Origin of the sequence: Sphingomonas sp. (assembly GCF_042095875.1) — a bacterium.
Lineage (GTDB): Bacteria > Pseudomonadota > Alphaproteobacteria > Sphingomonadales > Sphingomonadaceae > Sphingomonas.
Genome location: NZ_JBELMJ010000002.1, coordinates 39,534 through 64,806, shown reverse-complemented (window position 1 = coordinate 64,806; position 25,273 = coordinate 39,534). Strand labels below are relative to the sequence as shown.

Annotated in this window: 27 protein-coding genes and 1 pseudogene; 10 read left to right on the top strand and 18 right to left on the bottom strand. The window is 70.1% G+C overall.

The window, feature by feature from the left end; genetic code table 11:
• Positions 1 to 17 precede the first annotated feature (17 nt).
• On the bottom strand, positions 18 to 641 hold the full coding sequence (locus ACFDS6_RS01320; protein ID WP_375270305.1) for a methyltransferase domain-containing protein: 624 nt from the start codon (positions 639 to 641) through the stop codon (positions 18 to 20).
• A gap of 46 nt (positions 642 to 687) precedes the next feature.
• On the bottom strand, positions 688 to 1,560 hold the full coding sequence (locus tag ACFDS6_RS01315; protein ID WP_375270304.1) for an SDR family oxidoreductase: 873 nt from the start codon (positions 1,558 to 1,560) through the stop codon (positions 688 to 690).
• Between the two features lie 244 nt (positions 1,561 to 1,804).
• Here ACFDS6_RS01315 and ACFDS6_RS01310 point away from each other — a divergent pair, with 244 nt between their 5' ends.
• On the top strand, positions 1,805 to 3,148 hold the full coding sequence (locus tag ACFDS6_RS01310; protein ID WP_375270303.1) for a lipopolysaccharide biosynthesis protein: 1,344 nt from the start codon (positions 1,805 to 1,807) through the stop codon (positions 3,146 to 3,148).
• Here ACFDS6_RS01310 and ACFDS6_RS01305 read toward each other — a convergent pair.
• The 11 genes from ACFDS6_RS01305 to ACFDS6_RS01255 all read right to left on the bottom strand — a co-directional run bounded on the left by ACFDS6_RS01305 (position 3,121) and on the right by ACFDS6_RS01255 (position 12,955).
• Positions 3,121 to 3,894, bottom strand: coding sequence for an NTP transferase domain-containing protein (locus ACFDS6_RS01305; RefSeq protein ID WP_375270302.1), 774 nt, complete (start codon positions 3,892 to 3,894; stop codon positions 3,121 to 3,123). The genes ACFDS6_RS01310 and ACFDS6_RS01305 overlap by 28 nt on opposite strands.
• Entirely contained in the window at positions 3,894 to 4,793 is a 900-nt protein-coding gene (locus ACFDS6_RS01300; RefSeq protein ID WP_375270301.1) for a hypothetical protein, read from the bottom strand. Before ACFDS6_RS01300 ends, ACFDS6_RS01305 begins: the two co-directional genes overlap by 1 nt.
• Entirely contained in the window at positions 4,790 to 5,854 is a 1,065-nt protein-coding gene (locus ACFDS6_RS01295; protein WP_375270300.1) for a diacylglycerol/lipid kinase family protein, read from the bottom strand. The genes ACFDS6_RS01300 and ACFDS6_RS01295 overlap by 4 nt, the downstream gene beginning before the upstream one ends.
• Positions 5,855 to 5,954: 100 nt before the next feature.
• On the bottom strand, positions 5,955 to 6,434 hold the full coding sequence (locus ACFDS6_RS01290; RefSeq protein ID WP_375270299.1) for a DUF2141 domain-containing protein: 480 nt from the start codon (positions 6,432 to 6,434) through the stop codon (positions 5,955 to 5,957).
• Between the two features lie 43 nt (positions 6,435 to 6,477).
• Positions 6,478 to 7,602 carry a CDP-alcohol phosphatidyltransferase family protein gene (locus ACFDS6_RS01285; protein WP_375270298.1) on the bottom strand — a complete coding sequence of 375 codons (1,125 nt, stop codon included), beginning with the start codon at positions 7,600 to 7,602 and terminating at the stop codon, positions 6,478 to 6,480.
• Between the two features lie 10 nt (positions 7,603 to 7,612).
• Positions 7,613 to 8,743 (bottom strand): hypothetical protein, encoded by a 1,131-nt coding sequence (locus tag ACFDS6_RS01280; RefSeq protein WP_375270297.1) that lies wholly within the window; start codon positions 8,741 to 8,743, stop codon positions 7,613 to 7,615.
• The gene (locus ACFDS6_RS01275; protein WP_375270296.1) at positions 8,740 to 9,462 is read right to left on the bottom strand and encodes an NTP transferase domain-containing protein; all 723 of its coding nucleotides are present in this window, start codon (positions 9,460 to 9,462) and stop codon (positions 8,740 to 8,742) included. Before ACFDS6_RS01275 ends, ACFDS6_RS01280 begins: the two co-directional genes overlap by 4 nt.
• Positions 9,462 to 10,136 carry an HAD family hydrolase gene (locus tag ACFDS6_RS01270; protein ID WP_375270295.1) on the bottom strand — a complete coding sequence of 225 codons (675 nt, stop codon included), beginning with the start codon at positions 10,134 to 10,136 and terminating at the stop codon, positions 9,462 to 9,464. The genes ACFDS6_RS01275 and ACFDS6_RS01270 overlap by 1 nt, the downstream gene beginning before the upstream one ends.
• 186 nt (positions 10,137 to 10,322) lie before the next feature.
• Positions 10,323 to 11,408, bottom strand: a complete 1,086-nt coding sequence (locus ACFDS6_RS01265; protein WP_375270294.1) for a 5-(carboxyamino)imidazole ribonucleotide synthase — start codon at positions 11,406 to 11,408, stop codon at positions 10,323 to 10,325.
• A 23-nt stretch (positions 11,409 to 11,431) separates the two neighbouring features.
• Positions 11,432 to 11,905 (bottom strand): 5-(carboxyamino)imidazole ribonucleotide mutase, encoded by a 474-nt coding sequence (gene purE, locus ACFDS6_RS01260; RefSeq protein WP_375270293.1) that lies wholly within the window; start codon positions 11,903 to 11,905, stop codon positions 11,432 to 11,434.
• Between the two features lie 51 nt (positions 11,906 to 11,956).
• Positions 11,957 to 12,955, bottom strand: coding sequence for an LLM class flavin-dependent oxidoreductase (locus tag ACFDS6_RS01255; RefSeq protein WP_375270292.1), 999 nt, complete (start codon positions 12,953 to 12,955; stop codon positions 11,957 to 11,959).
• A gap of 117 nt (positions 12,956 to 13,072) precedes the next feature.
• Between ACFDS6_RS01255 and ACFDS6_RS01250 the strand changes: the two genes are divergently transcribed.
• The 6 genes and pseudogenes from ACFDS6_RS01250 to ACFDS6_RS01225 all read left to right on the top strand — a co-directional run bounded on the left by ACFDS6_RS01250 (position 13,073) and on the right by ACFDS6_RS01225 (position 19,510).
• Entirely contained in the window at positions 13,073 to 13,738 is a 666-nt protein-coding gene (locus ACFDS6_RS01250) for a pyrimidine 5'-nucleotidase (protein ID WP_375270385.1), read from the top strand.
• On the top strand, positions 13,735 to 14,562 hold the full coding sequence (dapD, locus tag ACFDS6_RS01245) for a 2,3,4,5-tetrahydropyridine-2,6-dicarboxylate N-succinyltransferase (RefSeq protein ID WP_375270291.1): 828 nt from the start codon (positions 13,735 to 13,737) through the stop codon (positions 14,560 to 14,562). Before ACFDS6_RS01250 ends, dapD begins: the two co-directional genes overlap by 4 nt.
• A gap of 54 nt (positions 14,563 to 14,616) precedes the next feature.
• Positions 14,617 to 16,116: pseudogene (locus ACFDS6_RS01240) on the top strand (carbohydrate porin).
• A gap of 107 nt (positions 16,117 to 16,223) precedes the next feature.
• Positions 16,224 to 17,189 carry a class II fructose-bisphosphatase gene (gene glpX / locus ACFDS6_RS01235; RefSeq protein WP_375270290.1) on the top strand — a complete coding sequence of 322 codons (966 nt, stop codon included), beginning with the start codon at positions 16,224 to 16,226 and terminating at the stop codon, positions 17,187 to 17,189.
• 137 nt (positions 17,190 to 17,326) lie between these two features.
• Positions 17,327 to 18,049: a CPBP family intramembrane glutamic endopeptidase gene (locus ACFDS6_RS01230; RefSeq protein ID WP_375270289.1), complete on the top strand. Its 723-nt coding sequence runs from the start codon at positions 17,327 to 17,329 to the stop codon at positions 18,047 to 18,049.
• 222 nt (positions 18,050 to 18,271) lie between these two features.
• Positions 18,272 to 19,510 carry a multidrug effflux MFS transporter gene (locus ACFDS6_RS01225; RefSeq protein ID WP_375270288.1) on the top strand — a complete coding sequence of 413 codons (1,239 nt, stop codon included), beginning with the start codon at positions 18,272 to 18,274 and terminating at the stop codon, positions 19,508 to 19,510.
• A gap of 84 nt (positions 19,511 to 19,594) precedes the next feature.
• Here ACFDS6_RS01225 and ACFDS6_RS01220 read toward each other — a convergent pair whose 3' ends face one another.
• The gene (locus ACFDS6_RS01220; protein WP_375270287.1) at positions 19,595 to 19,954 is read right to left on the bottom strand and encodes a hypothetical protein; all 360 of its coding nucleotides are present in this window, start codon (positions 19,952 to 19,954) and stop codon (positions 19,595 to 19,597) included.
• Between ACFDS6_RS01220 and ACFDS6_RS01215 the strand changes: the two genes are divergently transcribed.
• The 3 genes from ACFDS6_RS01215 to ACFDS6_RS01205 all read left to right on the top strand — a co-directional run bounded on the left by ACFDS6_RS01215 (position 19,953) and on the right by ACFDS6_RS01205 (position 21,868).
• Positions 19,953 to 20,144: a hypothetical protein gene (locus tag ACFDS6_RS01215; RefSeq protein ID WP_375270286.1), complete on the top strand. Its 192-nt coding sequence runs from the start codon at positions 19,953 to 19,955 to the stop codon at positions 20,142 to 20,144. The two genes, ACFDS6_RS01220 and ACFDS6_RS01215, sit on opposite strands and share 2 nt — an antisense overlap.
• 239 nt (positions 20,145 to 20,383) lie before the next feature.
• Positions 20,384 to 20,773: a hypothetical protein gene (locus tag ACFDS6_RS01210; protein ID WP_375270285.1), complete on the top strand. Its 390-nt coding sequence runs from the start codon at positions 20,384 to 20,386 to the stop codon at positions 20,771 to 20,773.
• Positions 20,774 to 20,875: 102 nt separating this feature from the next.
• Entirely contained in the window at positions 20,876 to 21,868 is a 993-nt protein-coding gene (locus ACFDS6_RS01205) for an SDR family oxidoreductase (RefSeq protein ID WP_375270284.1), read from the top strand.
• A 103-nt stretch (positions 21,869 to 21,971) separates the two neighbouring features.
• On the opposite strand, the gene ACFDS6_RS01200 is transcribed toward ACFDS6_RS01205, so the two are convergent.
• From ACFDS6_RS01200 to ACFDS6_RS01185, 4 genes are all read right to left on the bottom strand, one after another.
• Entirely contained in the window at positions 21,972 to 22,121 is a 150-nt protein-coding gene (locus ACFDS6_RS01200) for a hypothetical protein (RefSeq protein ID WP_375270283.1), read from the bottom strand.
• A 63-nt stretch (positions 22,122 to 22,184) separates the two neighbouring features.
• Entirely contained in the window at positions 22,185 to 22,595 is a 411-nt protein-coding gene (locus ACFDS6_RS01195; RefSeq protein WP_375270282.1) for an acyl-CoA thioesterase, read from the bottom strand.
• Positions 22,592 to 23,155, bottom strand: coding sequence for a DedA family protein (locus tag ACFDS6_RS01190; protein ID WP_375270281.1), 564 nt, complete (start codon positions 23,153 to 23,155; stop codon positions 22,592 to 22,594). Before ACFDS6_RS01190 ends, ACFDS6_RS01195 begins: the two co-directional genes overlap by 4 nt.
• Positions 23,156 to 23,159: 4 nt before the next feature.
• A complete protein-coding gene (locus ACFDS6_RS01185; protein WP_375270280.1) occupies positions 23,160 to 25,250 on the bottom strand; it encodes a S9 family peptidase in 2,091 nt (696 codons plus the stop codon).
• Between the last annotated feature and the right edge of the window lie 23 nt (positions 25,251 to 25,273).

Here is a 25,273-nt window from a genome sequence, read left to right as displayed (position 1 = left end):
CGCCGATGTTTCGCGGTTCAGGCGCGCGCGACGACCGCGATCAACGGGTCGCTCGACCGGCCATCCGCCAGCACCGTCGCTTCGATGTCGTGGAAGCCGGCGGCGTCGAGGTAGCGCCGGATCAGCGCGGCCTGTCCTTCCATGTCGAGCGCGCGCCACACCGCGACCGCCTTGGTCGGGAAACAGCGATTGGAATAGCTCGCGACCACGATGCCGCCGGGTTGGAGCACGCGCCGCACCTCGCGCAGCACCGCGAGCGGGCGTTGCAGATATTGCACGCCGACGCAGATCAGGACGGCGTCGAACGCCGCGTCGCGCTCGGGCAGTTGCGTGTCCTGGTTCAGGTCCTGCACGAACCAGCGGCCGAGCCGGGGATTGGCGGCGAGCTCCTCCGCGTTCATCCCGTGCCCGACGACCTCCAGATCGAGATCGTCGGGCAGGTGGCTGACCCAGCTCGACATCAGGTCGAGCACGCGCTGACCCGGCGTGAGCAGCGACTCGTAATAGTCGCTCAGCGCCGCGATCGCGCCGTCGTCGATGTGCGTGACCAGCCGCGCCGGCGCGTAGAAGGCGAGGTCGGACCCATCGTCCTGCTTGTCGAAGGCGCGTGCGGGCAATTGCAGTTCGGCGGCGTCGTCCATGGCGCCCCGACGCTTCGACGACGCGGCGGGTTCCCGCTCCCCGCCGTCAGCCGATCGGCACGCCGCCGGTGACCGCCACGATCGCGCCCGACATGTAGCTACCCTCGGCGGAGGCGAGCAGCACGAAGGCGGGGGCGAGCTCGGCGGGCTGCCCAGCGCGGCCCAGCGGCGTGTTCTGGCCCAGCGTCTCCAGTTCCTCGGGCGACTTGGCGATCGGCTGGATCGGCGTCCACACCGGCCCCGGCGCCACCGCGTTGACGCGAATACCCTGTTCCACCAGCAGGTTCGACAGCCCGACGGTCAGGCTGGAGATCGCGCCCTTGGTCGCGGCGTAGACGATCATGTTCTTGCCCGCGACCTTCGCCTGCTCGCTGGTGGTGTTCACGATCGCGGATTCGGGCGGCATGTGCGGCACCGCGGCCTTGGCGAGGCGGATCATCGCGAACACGTTGGCGGAGAACGCGCCCTGCATCTCGTCGTCGTCGACCGTCTCCAGCCCCTCGTTCATCGTCTGCGCCGCGGCATTGTTGACCAGAATGTCGATCCGCCCGAGCTCATCTACCGTGCGCGTCACCAGCGCCGCGCAATGGTCGCGGTCACGCAGGTCGCCCGGCAGCAGCAGGCAACGGCGTCCCGCCCGCTCGACCCAGGCACGCGTTTCCTCCGCGTCCGCCTGTTCCTCGGCCAGGTAGGAGATCGCGACATCGGCCCCTTCGCGCGCGTAGGCGATCGCGACCGCCCGCCCGATCCCCGAATCACCGCCGGTGACGAGCGCCACCTTGTCCACCAACAACCCCTTCCCAACGTAACTCTCCTCGCCGTGATCGGGCTTGGTCCGCATCGCTGTCGTCGTGCCCGGCCGGGGCTGCTGCGGCTCGTCGGGGAAGCTGGTCGGCTGGCTGAAGCGCGGATCAGTCATAAAGGCTCCTGTTGAACGGATCGTCCAACAACGGCCGGACGCGTCGAACGTGCCGCTGGTGCCCTTGGTTCTCGCCCCGATTGGCGAGCGGGCGAGATGATCTGCGATCGAACGGAGAAGCGGATATCGCCATCGGGCAGATCGGCAGCATGAGGCGGCTGCTATCGCGATGGCGTGCTCTGTCGCGCGTTTGCAGGCAAGTCACGGTCTTGCCGCTCGCGTCCGGGCTATCTAGGCGGGCGGCATGACGGACCGGTCATCCCCCGCAGCGTCCCCGCGTTCCGCCGCGCCCGCCTCCGGCGTGCGTGCGGTGCTCGCCAACCTCGGCTGGCTGCTCGCCAGCCGCGGCGTCCTGGCGGTGCTATCGCTGCTGTATCTCGGCATCGCGACGCGCACGCTCGGCCTCGCTGACTTCGGCCGGTTCGCGCTCGTCACCGGCGCGGCGCAGGGGCTGGCGCTGCTGGTCGGGTTTCAGACGTGGCAGGTGGTGGTGCGCTTCGGCATCGACCATCGCACCCGCGGCGACGAGGCGGCGCTGGGGCGATTGTACCGCGCGTGCATGCTGCTCGACGCGGGAAGCGCGGTGGTCGGCCTGGGCCTCGCCGCCGCGATCCTGGCGGTGTGGAGCGACCGGCTGGGGATACGCCCGTCGCTGCTGCGCGACACCGCGATCTTCACCGCGGCGCAGCTGCTGTCGATCCGCTCGGCTGCGCTCGGCGTGCTGCGGCTTACCGACCGCTTTCGCGCGGCGGCGGCGGCGGACAGCGTGACCCCGGCAGTGCGCTTCGTCGGCGCGGTTGCGGCGGCGTTCCTCTCGCCGACGCTGCACGCGTTCCTGTGGGCGTGGACCGCGGCCGAGCTCGCCACCGCGGCAATGTACTGGATTACCCTGGCGCGCAGCGGCGACCTCGCGCTGATCCGGCGCGCGCGCGTCGACGTGGCGCAGTTGCGCGCGGAGAACCCGCGGCTGCCGCGCTTCGTGATCAGCAGCAACGCGGTGTCGAGCCTGGGGCTCGCGACCAAGCAATTGCCGCTGATGTTCGTCGGCGCGTTCGGCGGCCCGGCGGCCGCGGGCGCGTTCCGGCTCGCGCTGCAGCTGGCGCAGGCGCTGACCAAGCTGTCGCAGCTGATCTCGCGCGCGGCATTTCCCGAGGTGGTCCGCACCCTGCGCGACGTCGCGCCGCGGGAGCTGGGTCGCGCGCTGCGCCGCATGTTCGGCGCGAGCGCGGGCGCGGCACTGGTCATCCTGTTGCTGGTCGCCCTGATTGGCAAGCCCGTGCTGGTCGCGGTCGGCGGCGATGCCGCCTACGCCGGTGCCTATCCGCTGCTGCTGTGGCTGGCCGCGGCGGGGTCGATCGACCTGGCGGTTGTCGGGTTCGAGCCGGTGTTGCTGGCGGGCGACCGCTCCGCCTCGGCGATGACCGCGCGCGCGATCGGGGTGGCGGCGCAGTTCGTGCTGATGCTGGTGCTGCTGCCGCGGATCGGCGCGGCGGGGGCGAGCATCGGCGTGTTCGGTGCGTCTCTGGTCGGCGCGCTGCTGCTGGGCGTGATGGTGTGGCGCTACGTGCGCGTCGCGGGCCGTAGCTGATCCAGATGCGCGCGCACGAAGTCTAGGTCGGCGGGCTTGTCGACATCGACCGCGGCCAGTCCGTCCGGCGCGGCGATCGCCACCGCCCTCACGCCGGCGCGCGCGCCCAGGTGCGCGATCGCCTCGGCCAGCGGTAATCGCCCGAGCAGATAGCGCAGCAGCAGCCCCGGCCCCAGCCGGCGCACGATCCGCCATGGCCGCTTGCGGTCGCGCTCCACCTCCTGCCACAACGCGATCACGCGGGCGGCGCGCGGGGTGGCAAGATAGAACAGGTTGCACCCCGACCAGTCGCCGTCGGCGAAGTGCAGGTAGGTCCGCCTTGACCCGGGCGCCGCGGCCTCGATCGCGTCGCGCCGCGCGAGCAGCACCGCGACGTCCGCGGCGGCGGGTACGCGCGCGACGAAATCGCGCATCCACTCCGGCCGCAGCAGCGCGTGGTCGCCGGTCGTGACGAGCAGCGGTGTGCCGAGCACGTCCAGCGCGGTGGCGGCGCTGGCGCTAGGTCCTGCCGCGGCGACGAGCGGTTCGGCGCCGCAGCGCTCGGCCTCGGCCCGCACGGGCGCGCTGTTCGCCGACACGCCGATCCGCGAGATGCCGGCGGCGCGCACAGCGGCGACGACGCGTGCGAGGATCGTCGTGTCGCCCAGCACGATCAGCGCCTTGTCCGACACGCCGGCGTAACCGGCCAGCGGATCGTCCGTCCCGCGCGAACCCGCGAGGATCAGCGCGGCAGGCGAGTCCGACATCAGCGCGCCGCCTGATGCTGCCACAAGCGCCACAGCACACCCGGCGCGGCGATCAGGGGATGGCGCTCGCGAAACGGCGTCAGCGGCAGCGACAGTCCGGTGTGGCGCTCGATCTTCCACAGCGCGTAGCGGGTCGCGCCGTCGAAGGTAAAGGCGGCCTTGACCAGCCGAAGCGCGTTGAGCTTCTTGCCCCAGCGGCACGCGCGCGACCAGCGGCGGGCGAGCGCCTGTCGCTGAGACGTGGGCAGGTCGGGGGCAAGCGTGTCCATGTCGCGCGCGAACGCTACCCCGGCCGCGTCCCAGGCGAGCGGCAGCAGCGCGTCGTAGCGCGCGCGATCGTAGGACAGGATCTGGTCCTCGCGACCCGGCGCCTCGACGCGCAGCTCGGTCGCGTAGGTGGCGCGGAACAGGCTGCGCCAGTAATCGCCGGCGGCCCCACGGGCCGGCCCGTGCAGCGCGGCGAAGCGCGCGGCGGTGACCCCAGCGTCGGTGACCGCGGCGACGATGCGATCGCGCGTCGCGGCGTCGGCGACCTGGATCAGCGCCACCGGCTGCACGAATCGCGCCCAGATCGTCGTGTCGCGCGAGCGGCCGGCGGTGGCGCGCTCAAACGTGTCTAGGTCCATGGTCGCGACCTTGGCGCGGATCACCCGGTCACCGACCGCGACCTCGTGGTAGCTGACGTCGGGCCAGACGTGGCGGCTCACGCCCGTCGCCGTGCCGGAGCGGCGGAGTACGTAGAAATCGAGCACACCGTCCAGGTCGGCGGTGCGCAGCACCGATCCGTAGAACAGCACCGCGTCACCGTTCAGCGCCGCAGCGATCGAACCAGCGGCCTCGGCGACCATCGGCGGTACCGCGCGCTCGAGCTCGGCCGCGACGAACGCGCGCAGCGTCACGGGGTGACGAAGGTGATCGGCTCGCCCGCGCGTACGTCGTAGCTGCCGCCGGGATAGCTCTCGCCGTCGAGCACGAAGCCGCCGGGCAGCGTCAGGCGACTGTGCGGCGCGTCGTGGCGGTGATGATAGCCCGCGCGTGCGAGCCACCCGCCCTCGCGTCCGGCAAGGATCGCGGGCACGGCGAGCGGGAGCAGCCGCGGCGGGGCCTCCACCGCCAGGATGTTCAAGCCCTCGCCTCCCTGGCCGAGCGGCTTCAGCCCGATCGGCAAACGGCGCAGCGTGGAGCCGAGCAATAGGTACAAATCGTGCTCGCGCGCGGTGCCGTCGGCCACACCGGCGATGCGCACGCGCTCGCCCGCGCGCCACGCGTTGCCGCTGCCTGCGAACATCGTCTGCAACACCGCGCCCAGCACCGACAGTCCGACCGCGACGCCGCCGAACGCGCCGATGTCGTGCGTGCGCTGCGCCAGGTCGGTCGCGCGCGTGAAGGCGCTGGCACCGAACAGGAAACCGCGCAGCGTTACGCTGTCCTCACCCGTGATCTCGACCGGCTGGCGCGTGTCCAGCCGCCCGGCGGTGAGTGCCGCCTGCGCGTCGCCCGCCGACCAGTCCCACGGGATGCCGAGATCGAGCGCCAGCGCGTTGGTCTTGCCCGAGGGGATCACCGCAACCGGCGGCATGGCAGCGCCGAAGGCGAGCGGGGCGGCGCTCAGCACGTCGCGCACCGTGCCGTCGCCGCCGTCGACCACGATCAACTCCACCCCACGCGCGGCGAAGTCGGCGAGTGCCAATGCCAGCGCGTCCTTGGTCGCGGGTTCGGCGACCAGCATCTCGGACGTCGCGCCGGCGCGGCGGTGGACCGGATTACCCTGCCGGTTGCGGCGGCTGCGCGGGTTGCTGATGACGCCGACTCGCGACGGGTTGATCCCGCGCAGCGGGGGTAGGGGGAAGGGAACAACCAGCGCATCACGCCCATCGCCGCGCGCGAAGGCGAGCGGCGCACGTACCAGCGCGGCGCCGTCAGTGCGCGCGAGCGCGACGGATTTGAAAAAAGAAGTCACTTGGTCGCCGCTCCACACGGGATTGTAACATCGCTCTTGCATGCGCGATCCGGCGAAATTGTGTCCCTATGGTGCAGCATCGCGCTACGCGCCACGGCGCTTAGCGCGAGTAGCGCGTGCGCACGCGGATCGCGGCGCCGCTGTTACCGACCGGGAATCGCACGCGCGACAGGCTGGGCAGGCCTAGCGTTGTGGGGGCGTCGTTGGAGAAGCCGAAGCCTTCCTTTATCGTGAACAACGTGCGGTTGAAATCGTGATCGCCGTTCTCGTCGTGGTAGGTTGCCACCGCGTAGGAACCGGGGGCGACCCAGAAGCACGCGACGGTGACGGGCGCCTGCGCGGGAGTGCGCACGCGCGCGAGCTTGCCGCCCTTGGCGAGGAAGCGGCGCGAATCGTCGGGGTAGAGCGTGAAGACCATTTCGCCGTGCGCGTTGCGGATTTCGGTCGCGCTCACCACCAGTCGCACCTTGCCCGCGCCCGGCGTGCCGACGCAGGATTGCGCGGCCGCCGTCTCGGGCGCGAACGCAGAGCCGCCCAGCACTGCGGCGGCGGCAGCGATGTAGAAGAAACGTCGTGTCATCAATGCGATATGGGCGCCGACGCGCGGGTCACAACCCGGCGGCTCAGGCCAGCCAGCTCGTCAGTCGCTCGCCGCGGCGCGCGCGCACCATCGCCTGCAGCAGCCGCACGCCGTGAACGACGAGCGACAGCATCGTCCACACCGCCACCGCGACGATCCCCCAGTCGGGCCGCGCGACCAGCAGCGCGGCGAACAGGATCACCATGTTGGGATTGCGCCTGGCGGTGACCAATCGGAAGCGGCTGTCGAAGCGTTCCCACACGTGGATATGCATGCCGAAGCGGACAATGAACGCGCCCTCGATCAATCGCTGCACGACGTAGCCGAACAGCATCGCCGCGATCACCGCCCAGAAGGTCGCGTCCGTCAGCGGTCGGCCATAGGGCGCGCAGCCCGCCGCCCAGGCCCACCACCAGATCGGCGGGTGGACGAGGTCGACGCCGTGGTCCCATGCGTTGCCGAGCCTGGACGAGGTGATGGTGCAGCGCGCGAGCTTCCCGTCGACGGTGTCGAGCACCATGAAGACGAGCCCGGTCAGGAGCCCGGTCCAGAACCAGCCGTACCAGAAGGCGATCGTCGCGACGATGCACAAGACCGAGCCGATCGCGGTGACACCGTTGGGTGAGATGCCGACGCGCGCCGCGAGCCTGGTCAGCGCGAACGCCCATTCGGGCCAGAGATATTTGGTCAGGAGGTCGGTCACCCCCTTGTACGCGCCGACGTAGCTGGCGCGCTCGATCGCCGGCACGGCGGCGGGCACCAATGCCTCAGCGAAGGGGCGCTCACGCTTGCGCAGCGCTTCGTTGAAGACGCCTTCGTCGCGCTCGGCTGCGACCTGTTCGAGGTGCGCAGGGATGGCGACGCCTTCGACGATCGCGCGCTCGCACGCGGCACGATCGGCGGCGGCGACGTGCGCGAGCACGACCCGACCCTCGCGCGTCAGCACGGTACCGGGGCGCGGCTGGAGCCAGACGATCCAGGCGGGATCGAACACGTAGGCGAGGTCGGATAGAATAACGGTCTCGCTCGCCGCCCCCGGGTCGTCGAACGCCAGTTTCCGCGCGGCGGCAATGCGGCGCAGCCGCTCGCACGCGGTCATGCCCCACAGGAGCACGGGATTGTCGCCCAGCGGCACCACCGCGGGCTGAAGAGACTCGGTCGGCTGCATCGGCGGCGCTTTAACGGCGGGGTGGGGTGTTGGCGAGGACGCGCAGCACGGCCTCGGCCGCGCGGTGAGCGCCGGCACCGCTCGCGTCGCCGAGCGCGGCGGTGGCGATCGCGTGCTGGGTCGCGGCGAAGTCGGCATGGCGCGCGGTGGCGCGGGCGAGCGCGGGAAGCAGGTCGGCGAGCTCGTCGACGACCTCGCCCGCGCGCCACATCGCGTAGGCGGGGTCATCCGCCCAGGCGCGCGCGTGCGCGTCGAGGAAGACCGCGGAGCGTGGGCGGGCCAGGAACTCGATCAGCTGACTCGACGTATCGCCGAGGTAGATGTCGGCCGCCGCGGTGTAGCTGCCGTCGACGGTCGCGAAACTGTCGAGGTCGGCATGGACGTGCGGCAGGTGCGCGACGCGGGCGAGCACGTCGCGGACCTCGGGCGCGCGCTCGATCAGGCGCTGGTGCGGCGCGAGGATGACGTTCCAGTCGCGCTGCTGGCTGAGCTGTTCGACCACCTGCGCGCCCCAGGCCGGCCAGGACGAGCGATGCGCCTGCCAGTGCGGGGTGTAGAGCAGCACCGGGCGATCGTCCGCGAACAGCGTGCGCGCTGGCGTGCGCTGGCGAAAGGCGGCCTTGACGTAGCCGGTCGCCTCGATCCGGTCGGGCGCCATGCCGCGCGCGAGATAGGTGGCGCGCTCCTGCTCGCTCGGCACCAGCGTGTAGGACGCCGCCAACCGGCGGCGGTCGTCGCGCGCGCTCATCGAACCCACGCCATGCGAGGTCTTGACGAAGCGCGTGCGCGCCCACGGGAACAGTCGCGGCAGCCACAGGCTGGTCTGTTCGGCGCAGACGACGACGCGGGTGCGGGCGAGGGCAGGCGCGAGGCGGAGCAGCATCGGCAGCTTGAGCGGCAGCACCGGGCGCTCGCCGGGCGTGGCGGCGGCGAGGTGGCGAAAGCCGGGGGCGCGGCGGACGCGGACGTGCGGCAGATGCGCGGTCCAGCCGGCGAGCAATCGCTCGTGCGTCGAGGTGCTGACCCAGAGGTCGAGCGGCAGGTCGGGGCGCGCGTCGGCGAGCGCCTCCACGATCGGGAAGAGGTGCGGGATCAGCAGCGTTTCGCCGAGGAACAGGAAGGCGACCGGAGCCGCGGTCATCGCGGCTGCGCGTTCCAGCGCTCGACATCCTCGGGCCGGTCGATCTCGACCCAGCCGCCGCTCTCCTCGACGATCGCGTGGACCGCGCCCTGCGTGGCGAGCGCGGCGACGACGTCGTGGTGGTAAGCGTTGATCCCGTCCGCCCCCGCGATCACGCGGTCGAGGACGGGAAGGTAGCCGCTCTGCGCGCCCGCGACGACGACGCCGAGCGAGCGGTGCGTCGCGCGTTCGGCCGGCAGCGCCTTCGACACCGCGGCGACGCGCTCGCCGTCGACCTGGACCAGCATGTCGTCGCTGTCGGCGCGCGCGATCGGCTCCACCACCAAGCCGACTCCCGCGCGGTCGTACTCGCCGTCGTGCGCCAGCGCGCGCGCGAGAATGGGGCCGGTCAGCGTCGTGTCGCCGTTCAGCAGGCAGAAGGCGTGGTCGAGCACGTCGCGCGCCGCCCAGACGCTGCCGATGCTGCTCGACACCGCCCAGAAGGGATTGAAGCGCAGCGTGACGCCAAGCGGCGGGCGATGCGTGGCGAGGTGCGCGCCGACCTGATCGTGGCGATAGCCCGCGACGACGATTGCCTCGCCTACGCCGGCCTCGGCCAGCGCGTGCAACTGATGGTCGAGGATCGCGCGTCCGCCGACCGGCACGAGGCATTTGGGCATCAGATCGGTCAGCGGGAGCAGCCGCGAGCCGCGCCCGGCGCTGAGGATAATCGCGCGCATCAGCGGGTCCAGTCGAGGATCGGCCAGCCGTTCGCGCCGGCCAGTGCGCGAAGGCGTGCGTCGGGGTGGACCGCGAACCCCTCGTCGGCGAAGGCGAGGCAGGGCGCGTCGGTAGGGTGGTCGCTGTAGAAGCGGACGTGCTGCGAGTCCCGCGGCTCGCCCCGACGGCCAAGCCAGGCAGTAACGGCGGCGAGCTTGGCGGCGCCGTAGACGTTGGCGCCCGACAGGTGGTGCCGCACGCGGCCATCGGACGCGGTCGTCGCCTCGGTCGCGATCACGTCGGCGATGCCGAGCCGGCGCGCGATCCTCTCGGCGTAGAAGCGGTGCGCGGCGGTGGCGAGCACGACGCGGTAGCCGGCGGCCTTGTCCGCGGCGATGCGCTGCGCGGCGCCGGCGCGGACGTTGCCCGCGACCTGACGCTCGGCGAAGGCATCGGCGACGCGGGCAAGGTCATCGGCGGACACCGCGCCGCCGATCAGCAGGCGGTGCATGACTTCCTTCAGGCGATCGCGATTGAGCAGCCCGCCCTTGTGCGCGACCGCGGCGAGTGCGGCGGCCGGGACGAGCGCCAGCCGCCACGGCGCGCGGCGCCGCGCGGCGAACAGCAGGAACGCGGACCAGGTCGGCAGGCGCGTGATCGTGCGGTCCAGATCGTAGAACGCGTAGCGAGTCATCCTGCGCGCCTTTGGCGGCGAAGCTGGGCAGCAGCAAGGCAGCGGCGTGGCAGGGAGCTATGCTGCGCCGCTCGATGCGGCCTCGCATCCGGCTTGCAGATAGAAGCGGGACCCCGGATCAAGTCCGGGGTGACGGCGGGTGATAGGGAAAGGTGTGAGTTGGCTTCATGTCGGACGCTCGCGGCCTCAGCGCTCCAGCCGCGTGACGTGGCCCATCTTGCGGCCGGGGCGCGCCTCGCGCTTGCCGTAGAGGTGCAGGTGGGTGCGCGGGGCGGCGACCAGGTCGTTCCAGCGGTGCCACTCGTCGCCGATCAGATTCTCCATCACGACCGCGTGCGCGTTCAGCGCGGTGTCGCCGAGCGGCAGGCCGCAGATCGCGCGGACGTGGTTGGCGAATTGCGATGTTTCCGCGCCCTCGATCGTCCAATGCCCCGAATTGTGGACGCGCGGCGCCATCTCGTTGAACACGGGTCCGTCGGAACCGGCGAAATACTCGCACGTCAGCACGCCGACGTGGCCGAGCGCGTCGGCGATGCGCCCGGTCAGCGCCGCCGTCTCGGTCCATTGCTGAGCGATCTCGGCGGGCGCGGGGAGCGTCGAGCGGTGCAGGATCGCGTCGCGGTGCTCATTCCACGGCGGCGGGTAGCTGGTGATCGTGCCATCGATGCCGCGCACCAGCAGGATCGAGAATTCGTGGCTAAAGGTGACGAATGCCTCGAGGATCGCGGGGCCGCCGATCGCCTCCCACGCCGAATCCGCTTCGGCCGCATCGTTGATGCGCATCTGGCCCTTGCCGTCATAGCCGAAGCGCGTGGTCTTGAGCACCGCGGGCGTGCCGATTGCGGCGAGTGCGGCGTCCAGGTCGGCGCGGGTGCCGACCGCCTGCCAGCGCGCCGGGCGACCGCCGACTTCCTCGACGAAGCGCTTCTCGCGCACGCGGTCCTGCGCGACCGCGAGGCTCTGGGGTGGCGGATAGACGGGGACGCGCTCGGCGAGCCACTCGACCGGGGCGACCGCGATATTCTCGAACTCGTAGGTGACGACGTCACACTGCGCGGCGAAGTCAGCCAGCACGACCTTGTTGTGGTAATCGGCGCGCGTCAGGCTCGAGGCGGTCTGCGCGGCGACGCTCTCGCGGTCGGGGGCGAGCACGTGGGTGCGGTAGCCGAGCTGCGCCGCGGCGACCGCGATCATGCGGCCGAGCTGCCCACCGCCCAGGATGCCGATGGTGCCGCCGGGGGCAAGCGGACGGTCAAGCTGGGCGAGCGGCATGGCGAGTTCCGTCTGGGGTAAAATCAGGGTGCTTCGGCGACGCCCGCGGTCTGCGCCGCGCGCCACGCCTGGAGCCGCAGCGAAAGCCCGTCGTCGCCGAGCGCGAGGATCGCGCCGGCGAGCAGGGCTGCGTTGATCGCGCCGGCGCGGCCGATCGCGAGCGTGCCGACGGGGACGCCGCCGGGCATCTGCACGATCGACATGAGGCTATCCATGCCCTTCAGCGCCTTTGATTCGACCGGCACGCCGAGCACGGGCAGGTGCGTCATCGACGCGGCCATGCCGGGCAGGTGCGCCGCGCCGCCCGCGCCCGCGATGACGACCTTGAGCCCGCGGTCGGCGGCACTCGTCGCGTAATCGTAGAGTCGCTGCGGGGTGCGGTGCGCGGAGACGACGCGTACCTCGTGCGCGACGCCGAGCGCGTCGAGCGTCTCGGCCGCGTGGCGCATCGTGTCCCAGTCGGACGTCGAACCCATGATGATGCCGACCTGCGTCATGCGGGCGGCGTAACCGCGCGGGCGCGGGAGGGCAATGCCCTCCCGCTCGGGTTAGGCGGCTTGGCGGAGCTCTGCCATCGCATCGGCGGTGAGGCTGAGCGAGTGCTTGCGCGCGTCGTGGTCGTAGATCGCGCTGGTCACCATCACCTCGTTGACGCCGGTGCGTGCGACAAACGCGGCGATCCCGCGCGCCACCTCGTCGCGGGTGCCGATCGCGGAGCAGGACAGCACGCTGTCGAGCATCGCGGCGTGCGCGGGCGGCAGGCTGGCGCGGTAGTTCGCGACCGGCGGCTTCATTAACCCCGGTGTGCCGGTGCGCAGCGCGATAAACGACTGCTGCTGCGAGCTGGCGAGGAACTCGGCCTCGTCGTGCGTGTCGGCGGCGAAGACGTTGAACCCGGCCATTGCGTAGGGCCGCCCGAGCTGTGCCGGGGGGCGGAAATCGCGGCGATAGATCGCGAGCGCGGCGTCGAGCGCGTCGGGGGCGAAGTGCGACGCGAACGCGTAGGGGAGCCCCAGGATCGCGGCGAGCTGCGCGCCGAAAGTGCTGGAGCCGAGGATCCACATTTCCGGCCTGGCGCCCGCGCCCGGCGTCGCGGAGATGCCGGTGCGGCCGTCGTCGGCGAAATAGCTCTGCAGCTCGACCACGTCGTTGGGGAACTGATTGGCGTCGCTGGCGAGAGTGCGGCGCAGCGCGTGCGCGACGCGCTGGTCGCTGCCGGGCGCGCGGCCGAGCCCCAGGTCGATACGGCCGGGGAACAGCGCGTCGAGCGTGCCGAACTGCTCCGCGATCTGGAGCGGTGCCGAATTGGGCAGCATGATGCCGCCCGCGCCGACGCGGATGTGCGTCGTCGCGCCGGCGACGTGCGCGATCACGACCGCGGTCGCGGCCGACGCGATCCCCTTCATGCCGTGGTGCTCGGCCACCCAGTAGCGGTTGAAGCCGAGCGTTTCGGCGTGGCGCGCGAGGTCGGCGGCGTTCGCCAGCGACTGCGACACGGTGCCGCCTTCGACGACGGGGACGAGATCGAGGAGCGAGTAGAGCGTCATGGATCGAAGATGGGGGCGGAGCCTGCCTCGCGCCAGACAGGTGAGCTTGATAGCCGTACAGCGCAGCTTCTCAAGGCGGCTTCAATGCGGGCGCGAAGCGCAGTAGAGCGCGCGGCGATGCTGCCCGAACTCGCCCATATCGACACCTGGTTGTTCGACCTCGACAACACGCTCTATCCCGCGTCCGCGAACCTGTTCGCGCTGATCGACCGGCGGATGACCGCGTTCATCGCGGACCTGTTGTCGCTTGATCTCGCCGAGGCGCACCGAGTGCAGAAGGCGTATTTTCTCGGCCACGGCACCACGCTCGCCGGACTGATGGCGGAGCACGAGGTCGATCCGGCGGCGTTCCTGGCTTACGTCCACGACATCGAGATGGACGTGCTGGAGGCGAACGCGCCAATGGCGGCGGCGCTCGCGAAGCTGCCGGGGCGCAAGATCGTGTTCACCAACGGCGACAAGCCCTACGCGCTTAAGGTACTCGACCGGCTGGAGCTGGGGGAGAGTTTCGAGGCGGTCCACGACATCCACGCGATGGACCTGGTGCCTAAGCCCGCCCCTGCCGCCTACGCCGGCATCTGCAGCGCGTTCGGGATTGATCCGGGGCGGGCGTTGTTCGTGGAGGATATGGCGCGCAACCTGAGACCCGCCAAGGCGATCGGCATGACGACGGTGTGGATCGACAACGGCAGCGAGCAGGACCACGACGCCGACCGCAGCTTCGTCGACTTTCGCGTCACCGACGTGACGCAGTGGCTCAACCAGATCACGGAGAACCTATGACCGATCTCGCCCAGACCATCGACACCGCGTGGGAGAACCGCGCCGAGATCGGGCTGTCCACCTCTGGTGACGTGCGCGACGCGGTGAACGAGGCGCTGGCGCAGCTCGACGTCGGCACCGCGCGCGTGGCGGAGCCGGACGGGGCGGGCGGCTGGCGCGTCAACCAGTGGTTGAAGAAGGCGGTGCTGCTGAGCTTTCGCCTCAACGACAATGCCCTGATCGACAACGGACCCGGCCAGGGCCACTGGTTCGACAAGGTGTCGTCGAAATTCTCGGGATGGAGCGAGGCGCAGTTCCGTGCCGCAGGGTTCCGCGCCGTGCCGGGCAGCGTCGTTCGGCGCGGCGCCTATGTCGGCAGGGGCGCAATCCTGATGCCGAGCTTCGTCAACATCGGCGCCTATGTCGGTGAGGGCACGATGGTCGACACCTGGGCGACGGTCGGCAGCTGCGCGCAGATTGGGCGCAACGTCCATCTGTCGGGTGGAGTCGGGATCGGCGGCGTGCTGGAACCGCTCCAGGCCGATCCGGTCATCATCGGCGACGGCGCCTTCATCGGCGCGCGGTCCGAAGTGGCGGAGGGCGTGCGCGTCGGCGAGGGCGCGGTGCTGTCGATGGGCGTGTACCTGGGCAAGTCGACGCGGATCATCGACCGCGAAACCGGCGAAACCTTCTACGGCGAGGTGCCGCCCTACTCGGTGGTGGTGGCAGGATCGGCGCCGTCCTCGACCGGCAAGGGCCCCAATCTGTATTGCGCGGTGATCGTGAAGCGCGTCGACGCGCAGACGCGCGAGAAGACCGGGATCAACGAGCTGCTGCGCGACTGATCGCAGGGGTCGTGATCGAGGCATGATGGGAGCGATGTCGTTCCGGGTACGGCGATGAGGAAGATGAAGACGACGCGGGTGGATCGGCTGACGCGGGCCGGATTGGGCGCGGTGCTGGCGGGGGCAGCGATCACCTTCTCCCCGCCGGTCGCGGCGCAGCAGGTCGACGTCGGCGCACCGGCGCCCGCGCCCGACGAGAACGATACGCAGGTGCCCGCCACCCAGGCGGCCGACGACGCGGTGACGCAGCAGGCGCCGACCGGCTCGCTCACCGACACGCGGCGGCAACCGCGCACCCGGCTGCGTCCGGTGCGCGATACCTCGCCGTCCGCGCTGATCGGCGACACGCAGGGCAGCCCGCCGCCGGGCCTGATCGGCGACTGGCAGGCGATCCGATCGCGATTGGGCGCGCGCGGCATCGGGCTGACCGCGCGCTACGCGTCGGAGAGCGGGTACAATGTCGCGGGCGGCGAGCGGAAGCTGTGGCGCGAGACGGGGCAGCTCGACGCGGGCGTTCTGCTCGACCTCGACAAGGTCGTCGGACTTAAGGGCGGCGCGTTCCAGGCGACGGTCACGTGGCGGCGCGGGCGCGACCTGGGCGCCGACGCCGGGCTCGGCACGTTGCAGCAGGTGCAGGAGGTGTACGGCCGCGGGCAGACGGTGCGGCTGACGCAATTCTGGTACGAGCAGCGGATCGGCGAGGCGGTGGAGGTGAAGCTCGGCCGCACCAACCCCGGCGAGGATTTCGCGGTCTTCTCCTGCCACTTCCAGAACCTGAGCTTCTGCGGTGCGCAGCCGGGCAACCTCGTCGGCGACTACTGGCAGAACTGGCCGGTTGGGCAGTGGGGCGCGCGCGTGCGCGTCGACCTGCCGAACGACCTGTACGTCGGCACCGCGGTGTACGAGGTCAATCCGCGCAACCTCGACGACGATTTCTTCCTGTGGCGGTTCAGCGGCGCGACCGGCGTGCTGGTGCCCGCGGAGGTCGGCTGGGTGCGCGGCGGCGATGGCGGTAGCGTCGGCTCGTACAAGGTCGGCGGCTGATTCTCGACCGCGAACGGCGACGACGTGCTGCTCGATCGGAACCGCGGCGCCTCGGTCGTGACGGGCGTGTCGCCGCTCAGCCGGTCGAGCCGCTACGGCGTGTACGTCGCGGTGCAGCAGCAGATCACCGGCGAGTCGAAGGACGGCAAGTCGCTCGCCGGGTTGAACGTGTTCCTGAACGTCACGCAGGCCGACCGGAAGACGTCGGTAACCGACAACCAGGTGTCGGCCGGGCTGTTCTACAAGGGGCTGTTCCCCGGATTGCCGGGCGACGTGCTCGGCTTCGCGGTGGCGCGCACCAACGTCAACGGACGCGCGGCGCGCGGCGACGAACTGATCCCCGGCACGCCGGTGCGCGACGCCGAATACGCGAGCGAGCTGTATTACAGCCTGCACCCGATCGACTGGTTGGAGCTGCAACCCAACATCCAGTACATCCACCATCCCGGCGGCATCCGATCGGCGGACGACGTCGCGGTGCTGGGGCTGAAGGCGGCCTTGATGCTGTGAACCCGGTGCCGTGAACCACCGTCGCGGCGGGCCTGCTTCGTACCTCTGCCTCGACACCGTCACGCAAGCCCCGTATCGCGGCGCAAAGACTAGGTAAGGGGATATACATGACGGCTGCCTCCAAGGTGCTCGACCGCGTGCTGGTGCTCGAAATGGTGCGCGTGACGGAGGCTGCGGCGATCGCCGCGTCGACGCTGACCGGGCGCGGCGACGAGAAGGCGGCCGATGCCGCCGCCGTCGAGGCGATGCGCGCCGCACTCAACGAACTCGACATGGACGGCACCGTGGTGATCGGCGAGGGCGAGCGCGACGAGGCGCCGATGCTGTTCATCGGCGAGAAGGTCGGCAGCGGCACCGGCCCCGCGATCGACATCGCGCTCGATCCGCTGGAGGGCACGACGATCTGCGCCAAGTCGGGGCCGAACAGCCTGGCGGTGCTGGCGATCGCGGAGGGCGGCGGGCTGCTCAACGCGCCCGACGTGTACATGGACAAGCTGGCGGTCGGCCCCGGCCTGCCCGAGGGCGTGATCGACCTCGATCGTACGCCGACACAGAACGTCGAGGCGATAGCGGCGGCGAAGGGCGTGAAGCCCGCCGACATCATCGCGTGCGTGCTCGACCGTCCGCGCCACGAGGCGCTGATCGACGAGTTGCGCGCGATCGGCTGCGGCGTGGTGCTGATCGGCGACGGCGACGTCGCGGGCGTGATCGCGACGACCGATCCCGACACCACGATCGACGTCTACATGGGGTCGGGCGGCGCACCGGAGGGCGTGCTGGCGGCGGCGGCGCTGCGCTGCGTCGGTGGGCAGTTCAAGGGTCGGCTGCTGTTCCGCAACGACGACGAGCGCGCGCGCGCGGCGAAATGGGGCGTGACCGACCTCGACCGGCAGTACGACCTGACCGACCTGGCGAAGGGCGACTGCATCTTCGCCGCGACCGGCGTCACCGACGGCTCGCTGCTCGCCGGCGTCAAGCGACGCGGCCAGGTTATGACGACCGAGAGCGTGGTGATGCGCGCGTCGTCGGGCACGGTGCGCTGGGTCAAGGGCGAGCACCGCATCGACCGCTAAGCCGTGGCGATCCGGCGGACGCAGGATCGCGCGATGCTGGACGGCGGTAAAGCGATGAGATCGCCACGGCCATGCAGGTGCGGGCACCGCTCACCCGGCGGTAGAGCGCCGCGACCCGGGCCGGTGCGGGCCGCCGGATGAGCGACGCGTGGCGCGCGGCGCTGCTGCTCGCGCTCGCGCTGGCGGCGTTCGTCCATTTCGCACGCGGCGGCGAGGTGGGCTTTCCGCCGCCGCACTGGCCTCGGGGGCGCGCACGTTACTTCACGCGCGCCGCGGCGCGGATCGCATTGCTGTTCGGCGCGAGCTCGCTGGTGCTGCTGGGGCTCGCCGGTCACCTCGGCGCGCTGGCGACGATGCCGCGCGCGTTCGCGCCGTTGCGGGCGCAGACCGGAACGGTGTCGCTCGCCGGTTCCGCGGCGTGGATGCTGGGCGGCGCGATCGCCGCGGGGGCGCTGATCGGGGCGGGCATCGCGCGGCTGACGCGAAGACGGTTGCAGATCGGGCGGCTGGGCGCGGTGCTGCCGCGCGAGCGCGCGGAGCTGGGCTGGGGGTTTCTGCTGTCGATGGTCGCGGGGGTGTGCGAGGAATGGTTCTTCCGCCTGCTCGTGCCGCTGCTGGTGACGTCGCTGAGCGGATCGCCCCTGCTCGGCTTCGCCGCCGCGACGCTGCTGTTCGGCGCGGCGCATCGCTACCAGGGATGGGCGGGGATGGTCGCCACCGCACTGACCGGCGCGCTGCTGGCCTATGCCTATGTCGCGACCGCCAGCCTGTGGGTCGCGGTCGCGTTACACGTCTTCATCGACGTGAACGCGCTGGTGCTGCGGCCGCTGCTGACCGGGCGTATCGCGCTGCGGGGTTGATCGGCCAAGTCGCCCCGCTGCCCCGCCTTACGCGGTGCAACGGGGCGACCTGCTGTCCGTGGGACGCGGTTGCGCCCCGACTCCTGCCTTAAGCTAAGAACATGTACAAATGATGGCGGCAGCGAGATCGGCGGCAGGTAGTAGGATCGCCACGCCCGCGAATGGGGCAGCGATGCTGACATCGGTGGCATCGCACCGCCTATCGGCCTAGAGGCGGGCGCGATGACCGCGCGTTCCGACATTCACAAGATTCCTGGCCCGATGCTTCCCGGCGAATTCGTTGGCTTTATCGCCGCGCTGATGGCGGTGAACGCGCTCGGCGTCGACCTGATGCTGCCCGCGCTCGCCGACATCGGGGAGCAACTGGGGGTGACGACCGCCAATCACCGGCAATGGATCATCACCGCCTACATGCTGGGGTTCGGCACCGGGCAACTCGTCTACGGACCGCTCGCCGATCGTTTCGGGCGGCGCCCGGTCCTGCTCGTCACGCTGCTCGGCTTCGTCGCCGCCAGCATCTTCGCCGCCAGTTCGCAGACCTTCGCCGCGCTGCTGGGCGCGCGCGTGTTGCAGGGGCTGATGTCCGCCTCGACCCGCGTGCTCGCGGTGGCGATCGTGCGCGACCGCTTCAACGGACGGCAGATGGCGCGAACGCTGTCGGTGGCGCAGATGATCTTCTTCCTGGTGCCGATCATGGCGCCGACGCTGGGGCAGGTGCTGCTCGTCACGCTCGGGCCGTGGCGCTATATCTTCTACGCGCTCGCCGCGTTCGCCGCCTTCGTCTCGGCATGGTCGTTCGTCCGGCTGGGCGAGTCATTGCCGGCCGAGCGGCGGCGCGCATTGTCGTTGCCGACTCTCGCGCACGCCTATCGCCTGACGCTGACCAACCGCTTCTCGCTCGGCTACGCGGTCGCGGCGTCGATGACGTTCGGCGCGATCATCGCGTTCGTGTCCTCGGCGCAGCAGATCTTCGTCGACGAGTTCGGCGAAGGCGACCGCTTCACCTACCTGTTCGCGGCCTGCGCCTTCTCGATGGGCGTCGCCTCATTCGCCAACAGCCGGTTGGTCGAGCGGCTGGGAACGCGGTTGATCTCGCAAGCCGCGGTGCTCGCGCTGATCGCGCTGTCGGTCGCGCACATCACGGTGATCCTGAGCGGGACCGAGACGTTGTGGAGCTACATGGCGTTCCAGGCGCTCAGCATGACGTGCATCGGGCTGTGCGGATCGAACTTCGGCGCGATGGCGATGGAGCCGGTCGGGCAGATCGCGGGCACGGCATCCTCGATTCAGGGGTTCATCACCAGCGTCGGGGCGGTGATCGTCGGCTCGCTGATCGGGCAATCGTACAACGGCACGACCTTGCCGCTCGCAATCGGCTATCTCGGGATCGGCGTGGCCGTGCTCGCGGTCGTGCTGGTGGTAGAAGAGGGCAGGCTGTTCTACGCGCGGCAGCCGGCCTGACGCGGCCGCGCGGCGGTGGTCGTCAAGGTGTGACGCTGGCGAACCGCGCGTTCGTTCGCCGCGGTGTGGCGGGTCCTATGCCCTTTAATGCGCATGATGTTGCGCTCCGACGTGGACGTTGCCTGCGTGTAGCGCTGTCTGCCGGCGCGCTGACGATCTTGCGGCATAGGGCGGATCGCCGAGTGCCGCCGAACTGTCAGCTCCAAAGTGCGAATGACTATCATTAAACAAGTAGCTGTGGAACGAGCTTCTGATCGGGCGATCAGGAAGTAAAGTCGGCAGCGCGGCGAAGAGTTGTTCTTGATAATCGCTCGCACATCTGGCGTGAGAGTGAATCGCAACTGTTGATTTGTCTTGTTTTCCGGAACTCGTCGCCTGTATCTCGGTTGAGTAAGGCAATTCGGACGCGCGACGGTCGTCCAGCATAACCGGAGAAAAGATCATGGCCCTCACCACCATCGACGGCGCGGCCTGCGCCAAGTGCAAGTTCTTCGACACCGAGGCGACCGGCGAGTCGCTCGGCCTGTGCCGCTACAATCCGCCGATCGGTCAGGCGAACGGCGACCAGGCCGGTGTATGGCCGAAGGTCGAGGCGAGCGACTGGTGCGGTCACTTCGAGCCCGTCGCCGCCTGATCATCGATCAGCGTGGCTGGTGACGCCGCTCGCGCAATGGCGCGGGCGGCGTTGTCGTATCTGCCGGTCGCGCTCCGGCGCGGCGCGCTGTTGCAGTGTGACGTGCTGCCGGAGCGGTGCGTGCTCGCGAATGCATGACGCGCCGCCACGGCGTGGCTGCGACGCGTTGAGTCGCGTTGACGCACGTCCGCCGACGTTATAATGAGAACCATTCTCATCGATCACGGCGGACTTCACGCATGTACGATCTCATGGACCGCAAGGTAGCGGACCTGCGCACCCACGACCGGTTGATGCTCGACGCGATGCGCGCCTGGGTGCACACGCTGACGCTGGCGGGCGAGCCGAAGCGGGCGGTGGCGGGTCGCTTCATCGACGGCGGATCGTCGTTCGACGCGGCGATGACCATCCTGGACCGGTGCTCGGGCGAGACGCTGTCGTTCCAGCGGCCGTGTCACCCGCAGGTGGAGGAGATCGAGGCGGTGCTGCTGGGGCTGTGGCGGCTGGTGCTCGACGGACGCGAGGGCGACGCAACCGCGACCGCGACACTGCTGGTCGACGGCGACGCCGCACCCGATCTGGTGCGCACGATGCGGATGATCCCGCCCCCGCGCGGCACGGTGCACTGACGCGCGATCGTGCGGGACGGACGCGAGTCACGCTTCGTTACGGAACTTAACTCAAGATAGCGGCCTTTCGGCGGTGACCTGCATTCACCGAGAGGCCGTGTTATGCCCGATACTGATCGCCGTACCTTCGTCGCCGGCGCCGCGCTGACCGCGGGCGCGGTCGCCGTCGCGGACGTAGCCAGCGCGCAGGGCGGTGGGGGCGGAGCGGGCGCCGCGACCACGCCCGCCGCTGCCGCCTACCCCAAGCCGCCTTATCCGGTGCAGCGGCAGCCGTGGCCGGGGCTCTCCTCCAAGATGACGCCGCGACCCGATCACGGCGAGACGAGCTACAAGGGTTCGGGCAAGCTCGCGGGCAAGAAGGCGCTGATCACCGGCGGCGACAGCGGCATCGGGCGCGCGGCGGCGATCGCCTACGCGCGCGAGGGCGCGGACGTGGCGATCAACTACCTGCCGGCGGAGGAGCCGGACGCGCGCGAGGTGATCGCGCTGATCCGCGCGGAGGGACGCCGCGCCGTGGCGATCCCCGGCGACCTGCGCGACGAGCGTTTCTGCCGCCGGTTGATCGAGCAGGCGGCGACGCAACTGGGTGGGCTCGACATCCTCGTCAACAATGCCGCGCGGCAGCAGACGCGCGCGACGCTCGCCGACATCAGCAGCCAGGATTTCGACGACACGATGAAGACCAACGTCTACGCGCCCTTCTGGCTGACGCGCGCGGCGCTGGAGCGGATGGGTGCGGGCGCGGTGATCGTCAACACGTCGTCCGAACAGGCTGCCGACCCGTCGAAGGACATTATAGACTATGCGATGACGCGCGCGGCGGTGCTCAATTTCACCAAGGGCCTGGCGAAGCAGGTCGCATCGCGCGGCATCCGCGTCAACGCGGTGGCGCCAGGGCCGTTCTGGACGCCGTTGCAGGTGAGCGGCGGCGCGACGCCCGACAAATTACGCACCTTCGGCAGCCAGTCGCCGATCGGTCGCGCCGGGCAGCCGGCGGAGATCGCGGCGCTGTACGTGGCGGCGGCGGACCCGTCGCTCAGCTTCTCGACCGGGCAGATCTTCGGTTCGACCGGCGGTGGCGGTCAGCCGGCGTGAGGAAGATCGGTGCGGTCGGGCAAGGTGCCGGCCGCGCCGGACGTCGAACACTATACCGGCCATGCCGGCTGCTGGCCGCGACCTGAGCCGCGTCCGCCCGGAGTCAGGCCGCTCCGGCGTGAAGCGCGGCCGTGGCGGGTTCACGCTGCGTCAGCGAGCGCGCGATCAGATAGGTGGCGGTCCCGACTGCGAGCGTGATCTGCAGCACCCACGCGCTCAGCAATATGAGGATCAGCAGGTTGACGATCATCATGGCGAGTCCCCTTCGCGATGATGCTGCCTACGCCCGTTCAGCTGATCGCGCCAACGGCGTTGCTTACAATGGCAAATCTGCTGTCTCATTCAGGAAGGGAGCGGCGACCTCGGGACGGATGCGCACCAGCCTTGCAGTAGCGCGGTCGATCATCGCCCAGGTTGTGACGCCCTCCACGCGGACGCGCCCGTCGGCGCCGGTGAAGCGGAAATGGCGATCGAATCGCGCGCCGCGCGGGGGCTCGGGCACCCAGGTCTCGCCAGTGACACGCTCGCCCACGCCGACGTTGCCGCGATAGTCGATCTCGTGCCGCGTCACGACCCAGACGTAGGCGTCGCGGTGCTCGGCCGGCGCGACCGCGTGCCAGTGCGCGACCGCGAGTTCCTGTATCCAGCGCACCCAGACCGCATTGTTGACGTGGCCGAGCTCGTCGATGTCGCCATCCTGCGCGGTGAAATCCTGTTTGAAGCTCATCGTTCGCGTCCCCGCCACCAGTGGATCGCAGCGACGATCAACCCCGCCGCCATCAGGCCGCCGACGATCCACCACAGTCGCGCGTCGTGGCGGAGCCGTCCGACGAACTCCTCGACTGCGTCGCCGAACACGTAGCCGATGCCGGTGAACATCATCGCCCAGATGATCGCGGCGGCGAAGTTGATCGCGAGGAACTGCCGCTGCGGAATATCGGTGGTGCCGACCGCGATCGGGCTGACGGTGCGAAGGCCGTAGAGGAAGCGGAAGGCGAAGATGAAGCTGCGCGGGTGCCGCTCGAGCTGCCGCTGCGCGCGGGCGAAGGCAGCGGTGCCGCGCAGGCGCACGATCCAGCGCTGTTCGCGAAAGTGCCGACCGAACGCGAACCAGCCCTGATCGGCGAGGAACGATCCCGTTGCCGCCGCTGCCGCCGCGCCCGGCAGTGATAGGAGGCCCTGATGCGCGAGCAAGCCGCCCGCGATCACCGCCGCCTCGCCCTCCAGCGCGGCACCGGCGAACAGCGCGGCGAGCCCGTATTGCGCGACCAGCGACTCGATCGACATGAGCCTAGGCTTCGACGCCCAATTGCCACAGCACGAAGGCGTGCTCCTCCGCGCCCTCGCGCAGGCTCTCGAACCGACCCGACTTGCCGCCGTGGCCCGCGCCCATGTTGGTTTTCAGCAGCAGCACATTGTCGTCGGTCTTGGTCGCGCGCAGTCGCGCCGCCCATTTTGCGGGCTCCCAGTAGGTCACGCGGGGGTCGTTGAGCCCACCCGAGATGAACAGCGGCGGGTAATCCTGCGCGCGGACGTTATCGCACGGGCTGTAGCCGCGGATCAGCTCGAACGCCGCTTTGTCCTCGATCGGGTTGCCCCACTCGGGCCATTCGCCGGGGGTCAGCGGCAGCGATTCGTCGAGCATGGTATTGAGCACGTCGACGAACGGCACGTCGGCGATCACCGCGCCCCACAATTCGGGGTCGGAGTTGACGATCGCGCCCATCAGTTCGCCGCCCGCCGAGCGGCCCGCGATCGCGATGCGTCCTTCGCTGGTCCAGCCGTCGGCGATCAGCCCCCGCGCGACGTCGACGAAGTCGTTGAACGTGTTTTCGCGCTTGTCGAGCTTGCCGTCGTGGTACCATTGCTGGCCGAGGTCGTCGCCGCCGCGAATGTGCGCGATCGCGTAGGCGAAGCCGCGGTCGAGTAGGGAGAGGCGCCCGGTCGAGAAGCCGGGCGGGATCGCGTGGCCGTAGGCGCCGTAGGCGTAGAGGAACAGCGGGCGGCTGCCGTCGCGCGGGAAACCCTTCGGGTAGACGATCGATACGGGCACTCGCGTGCCGTCGCGCGCGGTGATGTGCAGCCGCTCGGTCGCGTAGCGCGCGGCGTCGTAGCCAGAGGGGATTTCCTGCACCTTGAGCGTGGTCAGTTCACCCGTTTCGACGTCGTAGTCGTAGACGGTGCCGGGGGTGACCATCGATTCGTAGCCGAGCCGGATCACGCGCTGGTCATACTCGGGATTGTCGCCGGTGCCCGCGGCGTAGCTCGCCTCGGGGAAGGTGATCCGCTTCGGCTCGGCGCCGTCGTATGAGTGAACCCAGATCTGATCGAGCCCGTCCTCGCGTCCCTCGACGATGAAGAAGCCGGCGAAACACTCGACGCCGGTCATGTAGAAATGCGGCGAAGGGGCGATCAGCTCGGTCCACGTTCCCGGCGCCGAGATCGGCGCGGTGACGAGCCGCCACATCGGATCGGTGTCGTTGGTGTGGATGAACAAGGTGTCGCCGTGCGTGTCGACGTCATACTCGCGGCCGGTCTGGCGCGGGGCGACCAGGATCGGCGCGGCGAAGGGATCGTCGGCGGGTAGCAGGCGCACCTCGCTGGTCACGTGGTCGCCGGTGCCGATGACGATCCAGCGGCGATCGCTCGTCTCGCCGACAGCGACGCGGTATCCCTCGTCATCCTCGTGAAACAGTTCGACGTCGTTGGCGGGATCGTCGCCTAGGCGGTGGAAGCGCGCATTGTCGGTGCGCCATTCCTTATTGGCGAGCCCATAGAGGAAGCCTGAGTCGTCGGCGATCCAGACAATGTCGGACAGCATGCCCTCGATCACGTCCGGCAGCAGTTCGCCGGTGGCGAGGTCCTTCACGCGGACGGTGAAGCGTTCGGAGCCGTTATCGTCGACCGCGTAGGCGAGCTTCGTCGCGTCGTTCGAGATCGAGAAGCCGCCGAGTCGGAAATACTCCTTTCCTTCGGCGAGCGCGGGCTCGTCGAGGATCAACTCGTCGGCGGAGCCGTCATCGGGGCTGCCGACCGGGCGGCGCCACCATTTGCGATACTGCCCGCCGGTCTCGAATGCGGCCCAGTAGAGATAGTCGCCGTCCTTCTGCGGGACCGAGGCGTCGTCCTCCTTGATCCGCGCCTTAATCTCTTCGTAGAGCCGGTCGACGAGCGCGCGGTGCGGCGCCATCTGCGCCTCGAAATAGGCGTTCTCCGCCTCGAGATAGGCGAGCACGTCTGGGTCGGTGACCTCGGGGTAGTTCGGGTCCTTCAGCCACGCCCAGGGATCGCTGATCGTGATGCCATGGGTGGTGAATTCGTGCGGGCGCGTCAGGGCGACGGGCGGAACGGGCGCGGCAGCGGCGTCGGTATGATCGGTCATGCGCGCGTCCTAACGTGCGACGC